At 46.8% G+C, this 14,084-nt stretch carries 12 protein-coding genes; 4 read left to right on the top strand and 8 right to left on the bottom strand.

Going from position 1 to position 14,084, the window contains the following annotated elements:
- Positions 1-7 precede the first annotated feature (7 nt).
- On the top strand, positions 8-898 hold the full coding sequence (locus ACX0G9_RS29190) for a hypothetical protein (protein WP_459068523.1): 891 nt from the start codon (positions 8-10) through the stop codon (positions 896-898).
- A 29-nt stretch (positions 899-927) separates the two neighbouring features.
- On the top strand, positions 928-1,353 hold the full coding sequence (locus ACX0G9_RS29185; RefSeq protein ID WP_459068522.1) for a hypothetical protein: 426 nt from the start codon (positions 928-930) through the stop codon (positions 1,351-1,353).
- A 337-nt stretch (positions 1,354-1,690) separates the two neighbouring features.
- Here ACX0G9_RS29185 and ACX0G9_RS29180 read toward each other — a convergent pair whose 3' ends face one another.
- The 8 genes from ACX0G9_RS29180 to purD form a co-directional block, all read right to left on the bottom strand.
- Entirely contained in the window at positions 1,691-2,452 is a 762-nt protein-coding gene (locus tag ACX0G9_RS29180; RefSeq protein WP_459068521.1) for an MBL fold metallo-hydrolase, read from the bottom strand.
- Between the two features lie 215 nt (positions 2,453-2,667).
- Positions 2,668-4,017, bottom strand: a complete 1,350-nt coding sequence (gene rodA, locus ACX0G9_RS29175) for a rod shape-determining protein RodA (protein ID WP_459068520.1) — start codon at positions 4,015-4,017, stop codon at positions 2,668-2,670.
- 57 nt (positions 4,018-4,074) lie between these two features.
- Positions 4,075-6,414 carry a penicillin-binding protein 2 gene (gene mrdA / locus ACX0G9_RS29170; RefSeq protein WP_459068519.1) on the bottom strand — a complete coding sequence of 780 codons (2,340 nt, stop codon included), beginning with the start codon at positions 6,412-6,414 and terminating at the stop codon, positions 4,075-4,077.
- A gap of 108 nt (positions 6,415-6,522) precedes the next feature.
- Positions 6,523-7,056: a rod shape-determining protein MreD gene (mreD, locus tag ACX0G9_RS29165; RefSeq protein ID WP_459068518.1), complete on the bottom strand. Its 534-nt coding sequence runs from the start codon at positions 7,054-7,056 to the stop codon at positions 6,523-6,525.
- Positions 7,053-7,907: a rod shape-determining protein MreC gene (mreC, locus tag ACX0G9_RS29160; RefSeq protein WP_459068517.1), complete on the bottom strand. Its 855-nt coding sequence runs from the start codon at positions 7,905-7,907 to the stop codon at positions 7,053-7,055. Before mreC ends, mreD begins: the two co-directional genes overlap by 4 nt.
- Before the next feature lie 37 nt (positions 7,908-7,944).
- Positions 7,945-8,970, bottom strand: coding sequence for a rod shape-determining protein (locus ACX0G9_RS29155; protein ID WP_303590284.1), 1,026 nt, complete (start codon positions 8,968-8,970; stop codon positions 7,945-7,947).
- Between the two features lie 377 nt (positions 8,971-9,347).
- Positions 9,348-10,415, bottom strand: a complete 1,068-nt coding sequence (locus ACX0G9_RS29150) for a tryptophan 2,3-dioxygenase (protein ID WP_459068516.1) — start codon at positions 10,413-10,415, stop codon at positions 9,348-9,350.
- A 15-nt stretch (positions 10,416-10,430) separates the two neighbouring features.
- Entirely contained in the window at positions 10,431-11,711 is a 1,281-nt protein-coding gene (purD, locus tag ACX0G9_RS29145) for a phosphoribosylamine--glycine ligase (RefSeq protein WP_459068515.1), read from the bottom strand.
- A gap of 271 nt (positions 11,712-11,982) precedes the next feature.
- On the opposite strand from purD, the gene ACX0G9_RS29140 reads away from it, so the two are divergent.
- Together ACX0G9_RS29140 and ACX0G9_RS29135 are read left to right on the top strand one after the other, a co-directional pair.
- Positions 11,983-13,659 (top strand): peptide MFS transporter, encoded by a 1,677-nt coding sequence (locus ACX0G9_RS29140; RefSeq protein WP_459068514.1) that lies wholly within the window; start codon positions 11,983-11,985, stop codon positions 13,657-13,659.
- Between the two features lie 83 nt (positions 13,660-13,742).
- On the top strand, positions 13,743-14,084 hold a 342-nt coding region (locus ACX0G9_RS29135; protein ID WP_459068513.1), incomplete at its 3' end, for an OPT/YSL family transporter.

Raw genomic sequence — 14,084 nt, 5'->3', positions numbered from 1 at the left:
AATTACGATGGAACAGCACAATGACATATCGGAAGAACTGAGACTCCTGAGTAAGGTGGTCGGCGGCATCGGCCGGACTACCCCGTATCAGGTGCCTTCGGGTTATTTCGAGGGGTTTTCTGCCGGAGTGCTTTCCAGGACCAGGACCCGGACCCTGGAAAGCCCGGAAAACATTCCTTTATGGGAACAAATCGGCAAAAACCAGGCATATAGCGTTCCGGGTGGTTATTTTGAAGCCTTCGCGGAAAAATTATTGAACCGGATAAAAACCGGACAAACGGAAGAAAGTAATTCCCGGGAAGAGTTAGCCTCCCTGTCACCCTTATTGAGCCGGATCACGAAAAAGCCCCCTTTTGAGGCTCCGGAAGGTTACTTTTCCGAATTGGCTGCAGGGATCGTTTCCGGCGTAAAGGCCCTCGATTTTGTGAACGACGAATTGGAAGAATCTCCTTCTTTGTTGACCGGTCTGAAAAACAGACCCACATACCGGGCTCCCGACGGTTATTTTGATCATTTTGCCGATACGGTTTTAATAAAGGCCACGCAGAAGCCAACAACTTTTGCCGAACCCATTTCCATCAACCGGAATAAACGTAAAAGCTGGATCGCCTATGCTGCCGCAGCTGCAGTAACCGGTCTTATCCTGATAGCAGGATGGCCGGCCCTTCAAAAGACGGGAAGTACCGGCTCGCCTGACATCCAAAAGAGCCTGACTAAAGTGAGCGACCAGGAGATCCTGAACTATATTGATAATCAAACGATTTCGATACCACAGGCAGAAGCGGCAACGAACGGAAGCACTGCCACCCTCGATATAAATGAAAGTGATATAAAAAGTATGCTTGGAGATGTACCCGATGACGAGTTGAATGAGTATCTGGAAGAACATGGCGGGTAAGAAACCGGACAATGAATCAGGTGAAAAAAATGAAAAAAATAATTTCTGTACTGGTAATGATCTGTTGGTTTGCCTTACCTGGCATGGCCCAGGGGGGATTACAGCCCGGAGGGCAGCCAAGACGGATGGGTGGTGACCTGGAAGCCATGAAGATCGCTTTTATCACCAAGCGTCTCAACTTGTCCCCGGAAGAAGCGCAGCGATTCTGGCCTGTCTATAATCAATACGCAGCTGAAGTCCGCCAGGCACACCAAGCCTACCGGGTCCATAAAAATGAGCTAATCCTGGATGAATCTATTCTTAACAGTAAGAAAAAATTCAGTCCTGAGTTTGATAAAGTATTATCTCCCGAAAAGACCAATGAATTCTTCCGTGCAGAAAAAGATTTTGGAGCCTTTGTCCAGAAAGAGATGCAGCGCAGGCAAATGCAAATGCGCAGAGTAGAAAATCGCTAACCAGGGCCAAACAAACACCACGGCAAGAATAATAGACCCCGATATTTTCCTTATTGACCGATTAATTTTACTTACGGCCACCTGATTGACGATATTTGAACCTGGTGTTTTTCATAGGTTAGCAACGGCCGGCTCTTTCCAGAGCCAGCCTCTTTTTTTTGGGGCCGTGCTGCTCCTGAAAAAATGCCGCACGGCCCCAAAAAAATCATATGCGTTGCGACAAAGGGGGAACCCCTTTGTAATTCCCGTTTCCAAAAATTTAGATTCCTATAAGAGTTAGTTTCTTTTAAGAGATAGTTTCTTTTAAGAGATAGTTTCTTTTAAGAATTGTTATCACTTACACCTGTGCATTAAATACCGGCGTCTTGATATCATGATAAAAAAGAAAGGTCCAGGCTTCTTCTTTTCCTTGTTGCCACCACTCCTGTCTTAGTTCCATCGCTTTTTTTCCATCATAATCATATTTCGCTACAAAACGGCTTTTCATCTGCGACAACTGCGGGGCTACATCGGCGCCAAAAAACACTTTTTCACCGCCATCCACGATCCAGAAGACCTGGTGAAAAGGACAGTGCGCACCGGTCACTTTATAACGAATATAACCATCGATCACCCCATCACCGTCCAGGAAAACTACCCTGGGCGATGTCTTCAACCCTGCAAGTTCTTCGGTTAAATAAGAGGTTGGACCTTTTTCATAAGCATATTCCAATTCCTTACGCTGGATATAATAAGTCGCATTGGGGAATGAAAGTTCACGACCACCTTCATTTCCCGGATAGCCATCCTTAGGTGCCCGGCTGATCCCGCCGGCATGATCCTTATGAAGATGGCTCATTAAAACCTTTGTGACCTTCGAAGGATCGATTCCCGCGTTCAGGAGGTTCTGATGGATCTGCAGGACCCCGTCCTTTTCAAATCCCAGACCCGTATCCAATACGAGGACATCTTCCGTAGTAACGATGGCAAAAGGCTGCACCTCTACCAGCAGACTTCCCACAGGACGCTGCTGCAGATCGTCCTTTTCCGTATCGAAGGGAACGAACAATTTAGTTTTATCGATAGTGAATGCTCCTTCGGACAATGGAATGATCTTCATAAATTACCCCCCAGAGCTTCGCGTTGAACACTGTTCAACACTCGCCCGCTACCTTCGCCTTCGCTCGATAGCCTAAAGGGGGAGTTTGGTAACAGGCTGTTATTTTTGTTGTTTTCACTCATTTCAATTCTTTTTTTAATTCAATAATCTTCCTGATTATTATTCCCCCTTCAGGGGGTTAGGGGGTACTCCCCCTTCAGGGGGTTAGGGGGTGATTACCTTAACACCATCTGTCTGTCGGCATCCAGGCGGACCATAATGAACAGCATAATGCTGAAAGTCAGAAGAGAAGTGCCCCCATAACTGACAAAAGGCAATGGGATCCCGATCACAGGAGCCAGCCCGATGGTCATACATATATTTATGACGATATGGAAGAATAGTACACTGGCTACGCCGTAGGCATAACAGCGGCTGAAGACGCTTCGCTGTCGTTCGGCCACAGTCACTATTCGCAATAGTAACAGAATATAGATTCCCAGGAAAAGGATGCTCCCTACAAAACCGAAACCTTCCCCTATCGTACAGAAAATAAAATCGGTCTTTTGTTCCGGAACAAAATCATAACGGGTCTGGGTTCCTTTCAGCAAACCCTTCCCGATAAGTCCTCCGCTGCCAATGGCTATCTTACTCTGTTTTACATTATAGTTGTTGTCTTTTTTCTTCGCACTTGTTTTCTGCTCGCTTTCCAAAGCCACTTCCGTAGCCTGATCTTTGGGAATATAATCCTTGCCGATCAGGTCATAGATCCGCTTGACCTGGTAAGGTTGCAGGGCATGGTCAAAGGCAAAGGGAACAACGAAACGCTGGACTCCTACACAAACAAACCAGATGCCGGCTATAATAAAAAGAACGGAGCGATTCCTCTTGACCTGTCTTCGCAGGATATAAATGGCCAGTAAAGCAATTAAGGTCAGAATAATGGCGAGAGTATTGGGCTCGAGTACCAGCGTTGCTACTACCAGCGCAGAAAAGGAAAAACCGATAACCAGCACGGAGGCGGGTAATCCTTCCCGGAACATAACCAGGAAAAAAGAAAAATAGACCAGGGCCAATCCCATTTCATGCTGCATGATACTGAGAACCGTAGGCGCCAGGGCAATGGAAGCTGCGATCAGATGAGACCTGGGTCTTGTAAAATTGGTTTCCACCCGGGACAGATACTTGGCTAGCGCCAGGTTTACAAATATCTTACAAAGATCGGCCGGCTGTATTTGGAATGCGGTTCCAATACGGATAATGGATTCCGTTCCTTTAATCCGGGAGTGAAAAGGAAAAACGAGTAATAGTAAAAAGATCCCAAACGCATAACCCAGATTAGCCGTCGCCGTGAAAAATTTACTATCCGTCAACAGGATACCGGTACCGACAATACCTGCTATGATAAAAAACAACAGCTGACGGCTATAGTCCGTTTTTAGTGAAATAAAACCCTGCACGACATTATCCCCGTCATGATAGGAAGCAGCAAAAATGCTCGTGACGCCAATAGAACAAAGCGTAAACCAGATCCAAACCAGGGACCAGTCCACACCTTTTGAAATGGCAGGGTTTCTTTGACTCATAGTAATGCTTTGCTCCGGTTATCTTTTTACGGTTATCTTTTTACGGTAATTTTATTTTTATTTCCTGGTCGAATCCTTCTTAGGCGGCGGACTATCGTCAGTTTTCGGCGCCGGAGCAGGTTGAACAGGCGTTGAATCTTTCTTCTGGCTTTTTACCCCAGGAGAGTTTGCCCTAGTCCCCTGTTTGATGACGGGTCCCGAAGCTGGTCCTCCAGTCGATCCTGAAGCGGGTCCCGTTGCAGGTCCGGAACCGGAAGCAGCCGGCCTCCCATTCGAGTCCGCTTTGGGCGGCTGTACAGGTTGTTGTTGCTGTATATTCGGGTCCGTCCTTGGTTTAAAAACAGGGCCTCTGAATACCGGCATTTTTTTAATAGCCAGATAAATCGGGCTTTTGGAGTCAACGGAAGTATCCATCATCATCGTGCGGAACGAAGGCGTCTGATACTTCAGCAAACGGGTACTGTCTCCCGATTGTTTGGCCCAAATGGCAGCCCTGTTAGAATCAGCTTTGTATTGTAGCCGTACCAGATATTTTGGCATCAGGTTCGTTTTGGAAATGCGGTCCAGATCTGCCATGCGGGAAGGCCTCAGGGAATCGGTCAAATACTTTTCCACCAACATTGAAGCGATCGGACCTGCCTGTGCTCCTCCATATCCCCCATTCTCAACGATCACTGCCACCGCAATTTTTGGATTTTCCCGGGGAGCAAAACAGACGAAAATGGAGTGGGATTTCAGTTTGATCACCTTTCCGTCGATAACCCGTTTATTTTCCGCCGTACCGGTTTTTGCACACATATCGATTCCCGGGATCCGGGCAATCCGCCCTGTACCGATCTCCGTCACGTCCTGCATCCCACTCTGTACCACATTATAATCCGCATCGGAAATATGGGTTACGGGTTCATGTTTTTGATGAAATCTGTTTAAAAGGGTATCGTCCTGTGCTCCCTCTTCTACCCGCTGAACAAAATGCGGCGTATAATAGTACCCTTTATTGGCTACGATACACATCGCATTGGCCATCTGAAGGGGAGTGAGCAACATTTTATCCTGTCCGATACCCATGGTGTACATCGTACAGGAATTCCAGGAATGATTATAATCCTTATCATAAACCGCGGTATCGGGAATATTGCCGCCGTCTTCGCTGGGCAGATCGATCCCGGTACGATGGCCAAGACCAAATTTATTTACATATTCCTTCCATTTTGTCAACCCCTCCCGGGCGCCGCTGAAATTGCGGTTATCCAGGGCGGCACGAAAGGCCATGATGAAAAAGGAATTACAGGAATGGGCGATCGCCAGACGCAGACTACCCGCATGACCGGGAACCTTTTCATCACATTTTGCCGGCCGGGTACATCCATAATAATAACCCAGACATGGATAAGAGCTAGCCGGGGTTATGACCCCTTCGTCAAGACCGATCAAGGCTCCCACAGGTTTGTAGGTAGACCCGGGTGCATACTGTCCTTTAATGGCCCGGTTGAGTAAGGGGCCGGATTCATCCAGGGCCAGGCGGGCATAATTCGTTTGTTTATCGGGCCCGGTCAGGGAATTGGGATCATAATCCGGGCCGGAAGCCATGGCGAGGATACCACCCGAAGATGGTTCAATAGCGACAACGGCTCCTGTTTTTCCCGCCAACAATCTTTCAGCCAACTGTTGTAATTCTATATCCATATAGGTGCGCAGGTTCTTTCCTGCAATAGCCGGAGTGTCCAGGCCCTTATCCTGGTAATGACCGACCAGCCTGTTCTTATTATCTTTTATCCAGAATTCGATACCCCGCTGCCCCATTAGTTGTTTCTCATAGGACTGTTCCAGACCGCTACGACCCACATAATCACCCAACTGGTAAAAATTATTTGACCGTTTTAAAATGGCAGAATCTACCTCGCCCACATAACCCATAATATGCGCGGCTGCGTTAAAAGGATATACCCGGATCGGACGTTCCTGCAAGTTGAATCCGGGGAATTTCCAGATATTCTCCTCCAGTCTGGCATACATGTCAGGAGGCAAAAGATCCTCGAATATGGTTGGGCGAAAAGGGCCGTTCTTGAAACGGGCATCCAATACCCGGCTGCGAAACTCTGTCGTATCGATGCCCAATAACTGGCAGAAATAGACGGTATCGATATTTTTAACCTGTGCAGGGGTGATCATCAGGTCATATAGAATAGTATTATTAAGGATTGCCCTTCCTTTCCTGTCATAAATGATACCCCGGGTAGGGTAGATGCTTTTCCGGAACAGGGCATTCTCCTGTGCCTGCTTTTTATATTTTGCCGAAACGATCTGCAGATGGAACAGTTGTGCTGCAATGATCAGGAACATGCCTGCGAAAATGAGGCGGATAATATTACTACGGGATTGATTGAATACAGACATATAAAAGTACCAGGTATGCGTTTACGAAGTACGGATAATTAACGTATAAAGCGTTAATTACACTATACTAAACAACATTTTTATTTGTTTGTTGAGTTTTTGCCGGGGTTAAATGGTATTGGTCCTGAATTTTTGTTTCCGGTAGAATAACAATTCTGTCAAAAGGATCAATAATAAACTTACGGCGGTGGAAGCAATCACCTTACCCAAAAAATACATAAATGAGCCAACACTCATCCATTCCAATAAAACCAGCCAGGTATGATGAAGAAAGGTCAGAACGACCACATAGGTTGCATAGGGCGCCCAACCCATACTGGTAATGGATGGCGAAATATAGTTCTTATCCGCCCCTTCCTGGGAAATCAGCAAACCGATGACAAAGGGCCGGACATAGGCGATCAGGGTACAGGCTGCCGCATGCAGCCCGGGTGTCCTGCTGAAATAATCCAGGCTAAGGCCAAAAATAAAGCCGATCAGGGTCAGGGACGCTCTGGGTAAATTGAAAGGTAACCAGAGAATGAACAGAAAATACAGGTACGGGGTAATGAACCGGTGCAGAGGGGGCATTTTAAAAAGGATAAATACCTGCACCAGGATAAACAAGACGAATCGGATGGTATTTTTCAGCAATTCACTCATTGGACTTTTTTACGGGTAGAATCTTCCAGTCTTTTTTGTTCGCCATATTGCAGATTATCAACAACATACACGTATTCTATGTTAAAGAAATTGGTGGATGGCCTGATCTTAAGCGTATAGAAATTACTCGTATTATCCGGAATAATATCGAAAATGGTCCCTACCATGACGTCCGCCGGGAATAAGGAAGAGGCCTGGCTGGTAAGGACGGTATCCCCTTTGGCTACATTAGCGCTCTTGGGGATATCTTTCAGGGTCACGAATAAAGGGCTCAAACCGTCCCATTTAATAACCCCCCGCTCTCCTCCTTTCTTTAATTTAACGATCACACTGGATTGGTAATGGAGGAGGCTCATTACGGTGGCAAAATTTTCGCTCACTGTCACCACCTGACCTACAATTCCCTGAGGTCCGATAACACCCATATTCGGGCGGACCTGACCTGCCGCACCCCGGTGAATAGTCAGATAATTGGCCTGAAGGGAGGTGGTGCTGCTCACTACCTTAGCCTCCATAATATTGTACTTCAACATTGTTTTGGCTGAATCTATCTTTAGCGTATCCCGTATCAGTCTCCTGACCGAATCGGGCGCTTCATAATTTTCTTTTAGTTGCTGACGAAGCCGCAGGTTTTCCCGGACAAGGGATTCATTTGTCTTTTTCAGCTGGAAATAATATTCTACACTATTATATTTTTCGTTGATCCTTCCGGTGACCTCCGTACTGACGTCCATAAAAGCAGCTTCATGGAACTTATTATAACGAAAAAGGAAAGAAAGGGCTATTATCTGCAACACCAGGAAGAAGAGGAAGTTAAAATGCCTTCTGATGAAGAGAAAAACGTTACGCACCTGGGGAAAATTTAAAAGGAATTTGGATCGGAATAATCTATCTCATAACAAACGGATACCGGTCGTAATTTTTCAGGGCGATGCCGGTACCACGCACCACGCTTTTCAGCGGATCGTCGGCTATATGAACCGGTAATTTGATCTTCTGACTCAGTCTTTTGTCCAATCCCCGGAGCAAAGCGCCGCCGCCAGTCAGGTACAAACCCCTGCGGTAAATATCTCCTGCCAGTTCGGGAGGCGTGGTTTCCAGGGCTTTCAAAATAGCTTCTTCGATCTTAAATATACTTTTATCCAGGGCTTCGGCGATTTCCTGGTAGCTTACCATGATCTGTTTGGGAATACCCGTCACCAGGTCACGGCCGTTGACCGGAATATCATCAGGGGGATTGTCCAGGTCCTTGAGGGCTGCTCCGATCTGGATCTTGATCTGCTCGGCCGTTCTTTCCCCGATCAATAAGCTATGGTAACGACGTAGGGCTTCCATAATATCTGCAGTGAATTCATCCCCGGCAATACGTATCGACTGATCACAGACAATACCCGCCAGGGCTATTACCGTGATCCCCGTCGTACCTCCGCCAATGTCAATGATCATGTTCCCGACAGGTTCTTCCACATCAATGCCGATACCCAGCGCGGCAGCCATGGGCTCATGAATCAGGTATACTTCTTTGGCTCCGGCTTGTTCGGCGCTGTCCCGGACAGCTCTTTTTTCCACTTCCGTGATGCTGGAAGGGATACAGATCATCATTCGCCAGCTCGGGGGGAAAAGTGGCTTTTTGGGGTAGATCATCTTGATCATTTCCCGGATCATCAGTTCGGCGGCATTAAAATCGGCGATCACGCCATCCTTTAACGGACGCACCGTACGAATGCTCTCATGGGTTTTTTCATGCATCATCAGGGCTCGCTTACCTACTGCCAGAACAGTTTTCGGGTTGTTCCGGTCGAGCGCAACGATACTCGGTTCATTCACCACTATTTCGTCGTTATGTATAATGAGGGTATTCGCGGTACCCAGGTCCATGGCTATTTCTTGCGTAAGGAAATTGAATAATCCCATTTTATATAAAGGTCAGATTTTAACTTCTAATTGTACGCCGGGTATGGTTAATTTCAAAATTTAACCCATCCCGGGTGTACCTCTAATGATTGGCCTTCTTCCGTAAAACAAGGCTTCACTTATAATGTCAGCAAAATTGAAGGAAATAATTTGAATTAACAAGGTGAAACCCTTGATTTGCCGGATTATTTTCCACAAAACTTTAACTGCCAAATTTTTTTTGTGCTTCTTTCAACCAGGACTCTTCATCATCATACATCACCGTAGTTCACAATAACGATAAAACCGATGCTGGCGTATTTACACAGGCAATAAAAAATATAATCTTCAAAAGAAAGGAAAGACTGGCTGCCAGCCAAATGCCGGCGGCCCCGTCATCAAACGGTTTGCGGTACCACAAAACCTAATCTCCTTTCCATTTCAGGGCTTAGTTCAGGCAATTTTCTTCTTTCAATAAGGAAACTGGTAAGGCCGGCTATCTCTTTAAACATATGGTGCTGATTCAGGGCCGATTTTAAATAATCCTTGCCCGTGCTACCCCCTGTACCAATCCGGGTACCGATCATCCGATGAACCATGCTCATATGCCTGTACCTCCAGGTGCTCAGTTGTTCATCGATCTCCAGCAACTGGTTAAGCACCTGGAAAGGCAATTGCAGTACCGGATACCCCCTGTATAACATGATGAATAAGGCTGAACGGCAAGCGGCAGGGGAAAGTGAACGATCCGGATCCCCGGCTGATGGAGGCGTTGCCGAAGAGGCGGAAGAAGCCGGAGCGGTGTCAAAAATGGAATCGAAAAAATCCAGGTTGGCCTTTTCCGAATCGGCTAAACTTGCCTGGTAGCGCTGCCGGTAAGCAGGCCAGAAAGCTCCGCCTTCAAACTTTCTCCAATTCTCTGTCTCCGTAAAAAAAGGCATCCGCTCCAGCCAGTTGTTCACCAGCTCAAGAAGAGATTGCTCTTTTTCTGCGGCTTTTATGAGGTCGATCTGGGGTTGTCTTAACTGCGAGATATAATACTGCTGGCCAAAACGATGTTCGTATTTCAATCCCAGCCTGGCTTCCAGCAGTTTGAACTGCCAGCTCTGAAATCCGGAAGCTGGCCGGAGCCGGTCCCTGAAATCCAGGAAATCCATAGGCGTCATGGTCTCCATAATATCGATCTGGTGGACCAGCACCTTAAGGATCGTTGAACAACGGGATAAGCGGTGAACGACCGTTTGCAGTTGTGGAGAATTATCATTCAGGGCAGGTTGCTGCATGATGGTATTGACGGATGCCGTCTCGTACAACAGCTGTTTGAACCATAATTCATAGGCCTGGTGGATGACGATGAATAACATCTCATCATGGGCAGGCCCGCCGTGTTTGTCACTCTCGGGCAATTGGGCCTCAAGGATCTTATCTAATTGAAGGTAATCGCTGTAATGGACTTCATTTGGCATGCAAAACAATTGTAGTTACAAAAACTCGTATCCAATATCCCTTCGGTAATAAATGCCTTCGAAATAGATATTTTCGAGAACATCCCTGGACTTATCGACAGCCTCATAAACGGTTTCGGCAAAAGAGGTGATACATAACACCCGTCCACCGCTCGTTACCACTCCATCGGGCTGTATCCTGGTTCCTGCATGAAAAATGATGCTGTCGGCAGGACAGGGATGGTCCAGTCCTGTGATGGGCAGCCCTTTTTCATAACTGCCGGGATAGCCCCCGCTTACGGCCACGATGGTACAGGCAATCCGTTCATCCTGTCCGATGGTTACTTCGTCCAAACGTTGTTCGGCGGTAGCCCTGAACAATTCGACCAGATCATTCTGCAGACGGGGCATTACTACTTCCGTCTCCGGATCGCCCATCCTGCAGTTGTATTCGATGGTATACGGATCATCGCCAACCTTGATGACTCCAATAAATATGAAACCTTTATAGTCGATCTTTTCTTTAAAAAGCCCTTCCACGGTCGGGATTATGATCCTGTCTTTGATCTTTTGCATAAAGGAAGCATCTGCAAAGGGCACTGGGCTCACAGCTCCCATTCCGCCGGTATTGGGCCCTTTATCGCCTTCCCCCACGCGTTTGTAATCCTTGGCCTCCGGAAGGATCACATAATGAAGCCCGTCCGTAAGCACAAAAACAGACATCTCGATCCCGTATAAAAATTCTTCGACTACCACTTTGCTTCCGGCATCCCCGAATTTATTGCCCTGTAACATCAGTTCGAACTCGGCAATGGCTTCAATATGGTTCTGGCAAATGACGACTCCTTTACCAGCCGCTAATCCGTCGACCTTCAGAACGATGGGTAACGAGTGCTGCTGTAAATAGGCAACCCCCTCGGCATAATTGGAGGCATCGAATTCCCGGTAGGCGGCCGTCGGGATCTTATGACGATCCATGAATTTTTTAGAAAAGGCCTTGCTGCCTTCCAGCAATGCTCCTTTGGCAGAAGGTCCGATGACCGGAATGGCCTTGAGATCCGGATCGGCGCCAAAAAAGTCCACGATCCCTTTTACGAGAGGTTCTTCGGGCCCTACGATCACCATGCCGATCTTTTCTTTCAAACAAAATTTCCTGACACTTTCAAAATCGGTCGGAGAAAGATCCACGTTGGTGCCACATTGAGCAGTACCCGCATTGCCGGGAGCGATAAAAAGGCCCGTACAATGACTACTTTGGATAAGTTTCCATGCCAAGGCATGTTCCCTGCCGCCAGAGCCTAACAATAGAATATTCATAAGTATAAATTAAATCTAAATCGGACCACGGGAGAACTTCGCCCCTCAACACTGTTGAGGAGCTTCGCTCGTAACCTTCGTCCGAAAGGACTCGGTTAGGCCGTAGGCCCGACATTAATTCCGGCCCGAAATTCCCAATTCATAATCACATTCCGAAAAAGAATTTTATAAGAGGTCGTGTAGGGGTTCGGCCGTTTCGTCCTTAAAATGCCATTAACTCAGGTCTGTATTGGGATTTATCTGTATTTTGGGTGCTAATTGTTTAAAAAACATGAGTCAACAGATTAGAACAGGAAAACATTCGAAAGCATTATATGTCCTTTTTTTAACCGAAATGTGGGAACGTTTTGCCTACTATTTAATGGTAGGGATCCTTTTTTTGTATCTGTTGGACAATAAGGGGGGCGGCAAAGGCTGGCCGGACAAGACCGTTTCGGATGTCACCGGAAGTTTTATTGCCCTGATCTGGCTGCCGCTCTTCATAGGCGGATACATTGCCGACCGGTATTTAGGATATATCAAATCCATCTTCATAGGGGGAACACTCCTGGCTGCCGGTTATTTAGGGATGGCTTTGCCCGGGGATACGGCCTTATTCGTTTCCCTCGGTCTGATCATCGTGGGCAATGGATTTTTCAAACCGAATATCAGCACTTTATTGGGAAATATCTATAACCGCGAAGATCTTAAACCTTTAAAAGATAATGCCTATAACATCTTTTATATGGGCATTAATATCGGCGCTACGGTTTCTCCCTTTATCGCCGCATATTTACGCAATAAATACGGTTGGGGTTATGCTTTCGGGGCAGCAGGTGTAGGTATGATCATCAGCATGATCACCCTGGGTTCCTTCCTTAAACACGTTAAAGAAGGCGATATCCGGAAAGAACCCCAAAAAGGGGACATGCCCTTATCGAAAATATTACTGTTTGTATTCGTACCGGGTATTGTTGCCGCCATTATTGGTTATTTCCTCCCTCAAACCTTTTTTCATACCACTATCACGAACAGCCCTTCCAGCGATGCCTTTGTTTTTGCCTGTATTCCGATCATCTCCTTTTTTATTTCCCTTTGGTTACGGGCTAAAGGCGAAGACAAAAAAGGGATCGGAGCTCTTTTATTTATTTTTTCTATTTCCGTCATCTTCTGGGCTATCTATAACCAGAATTCTACAGCCTATACCCTTTGGGCCGAAAGACACACGGACAGAAGCCTGTCCTCTCCCGCCACTGAAAAAGCGGCCGATTTCCTGGGCGTCCTGCAAACTGTAAATACCGCTCCCAGAACAGTCAATCAACTGGACGAACATATGATCGATATCCGCGATGACAGCGGACGTATTCTGACTAAGACGGGCCCTGATCCGTATTTTCATAACCTGCCCAAAGAAAAATGGCCCCCTCAGGGGAAGGAATTGAAACTGGCCAATTCGGAGCTTTTTCAATCCATCAACCCCTTATTCATCGTTTTGCTTACCCCCATTTTTGTATTCCTGTTCAGTATTCTTCGAAAAAGGGGGAAGGAGCCTACAACAATGGCCAAATTCGGGATTGCCCTGTTCCTTTCCGCATTATCGTCACTGGTAATGGTTTTTGCCGTACTCTCCATCCCTTCCATTTATCATGACAAAGCTTCCCCCTGGTGGTTATGGGGAACTTATTTCGTATTTACCATCGGAGAGATCTTTCTAAGCCCCATGGGTCTGTCGCTGGTGTCTCAACTGGCGCCTGCGCGGCTTACGGCACTGATGATGGGAGGATGGTTTCTGACCATGTCCCTTGGAGGGAAACTGGCAGGAGTGATGACTTCCTCCTGGAACAACTTTCCGGATAAGAAATTTTTCTTTTTAATCTGGTTCGTCGCCGCTACCATCGGCGGGGTGCTGATCTTTAGCCGGATAAAATCGTTAAATCAGATCCTGCACGACAAAACGGGAACGGTTTGACTGAAAACTGACCTGGTACGCTATTTCTTTAAATCATGCAGGTTTTGCGACAAACCTGATTTTTAAAAAGTAAATCAAGCTGTATGGCTGAAAAACAATTCCAACCCTTTATCAGCGCTGAAACGGAAATGAAAGAATTTACGTTCAAAGCCTTGCTTATCGGCAGCATATTCGGGATCCTCTTTGGAGCATCCACCGTTTATCTGGCGCTAAAAGCGGGACTTACGGTATCTGCTTCCATTCCCATTGCCGTACTGGCCATTACCCTGGGCAAAAAACTGTTTAAGACCACTATCCTTGAAAACAATATCATTCAGACGACCGGAAGCGCCAGCGAAAGTATCGCGGCCGGTGTAGTCTTCACCCTTCCGGGGTTTTTATTCCTGTCAACGGCAGAGTCGGCGGGCTTTTTTAATTATGCTGTC

The organism is Flavitalea flava, assembly GCF_054461575.1.
Note: the sequence above shows the minus strand (reverse complement) of the source record. Positions and strands in the feature narration are given on the sequence as shown.

Bases quoted from the DNA above. Each gene is read 5' to 3' on its own strand.
- ACX0G9_RS29190 (WP_459068523.1), top strand. From the start codon at position 8: ATGGAACAGCACAATGACATATCGGAAGAACTGAGACTCCTGAGTAAG.
- ACX0G9_RS29185 (WP_459068522.1), top strand. From the start codon at position 928: ATGAAAAAAATAATTTCTGTACTGGTAATGATCTGTTGGTTTGCCTTA.
- ACX0G9_RS29180 (WP_459068521.1), bottom strand. From the start codon at position 2,452: ATGAAGATCATTCCATTGTCCGAAGGAGCATTCACTATCGATAAAACT.
- rodA (WP_459068520.1), bottom strand. From the start codon at position 4,017: ATGAGTCAAAGAAACCCTGCCATTTCAAAAGGTGTGGACTGGTCCCTG.
- mrdA (WP_459068519.1), bottom strand. From the start codon at position 6,414: ATGTCTGTATTCAATCAATCCCGTAGTAATATTATCCGCCTCATTTTC.
- mreD (WP_459068518.1), bottom strand. From the start codon at position 7,056: ATGAGTGAATTGCTGAAAAATACCATCCGATTCGTCTTGTTTATCCTG.
- ACX0G9_RS29155 (WP_303590284.1), bottom strand. From the start codon at position 8,970: ATGGGATTATTCAATTTCCTTACGCAAGAAATAGCCATGGACCTGGGT.
- ACX0G9_RS29150 (WP_459068516.1), bottom strand. From the start codon at position 10,415: ATGCCAAATGAAGTCCATTACAGCGATTACCTTCAATTAGATAAGATC.
- purD (WP_459068515.1), bottom strand. From the start codon at position 11,711: ATGAATATTCTATTGTTAGGCTCTGGCGGCAGGGAACATGCCTTGGCA.
- ACX0G9_RS29140 (WP_459068514.1), top strand. From the start codon at position 11,983: ATGAGTCAACAGATTAGAACAGGAAAACATTCGAAAGCATTATATGTC.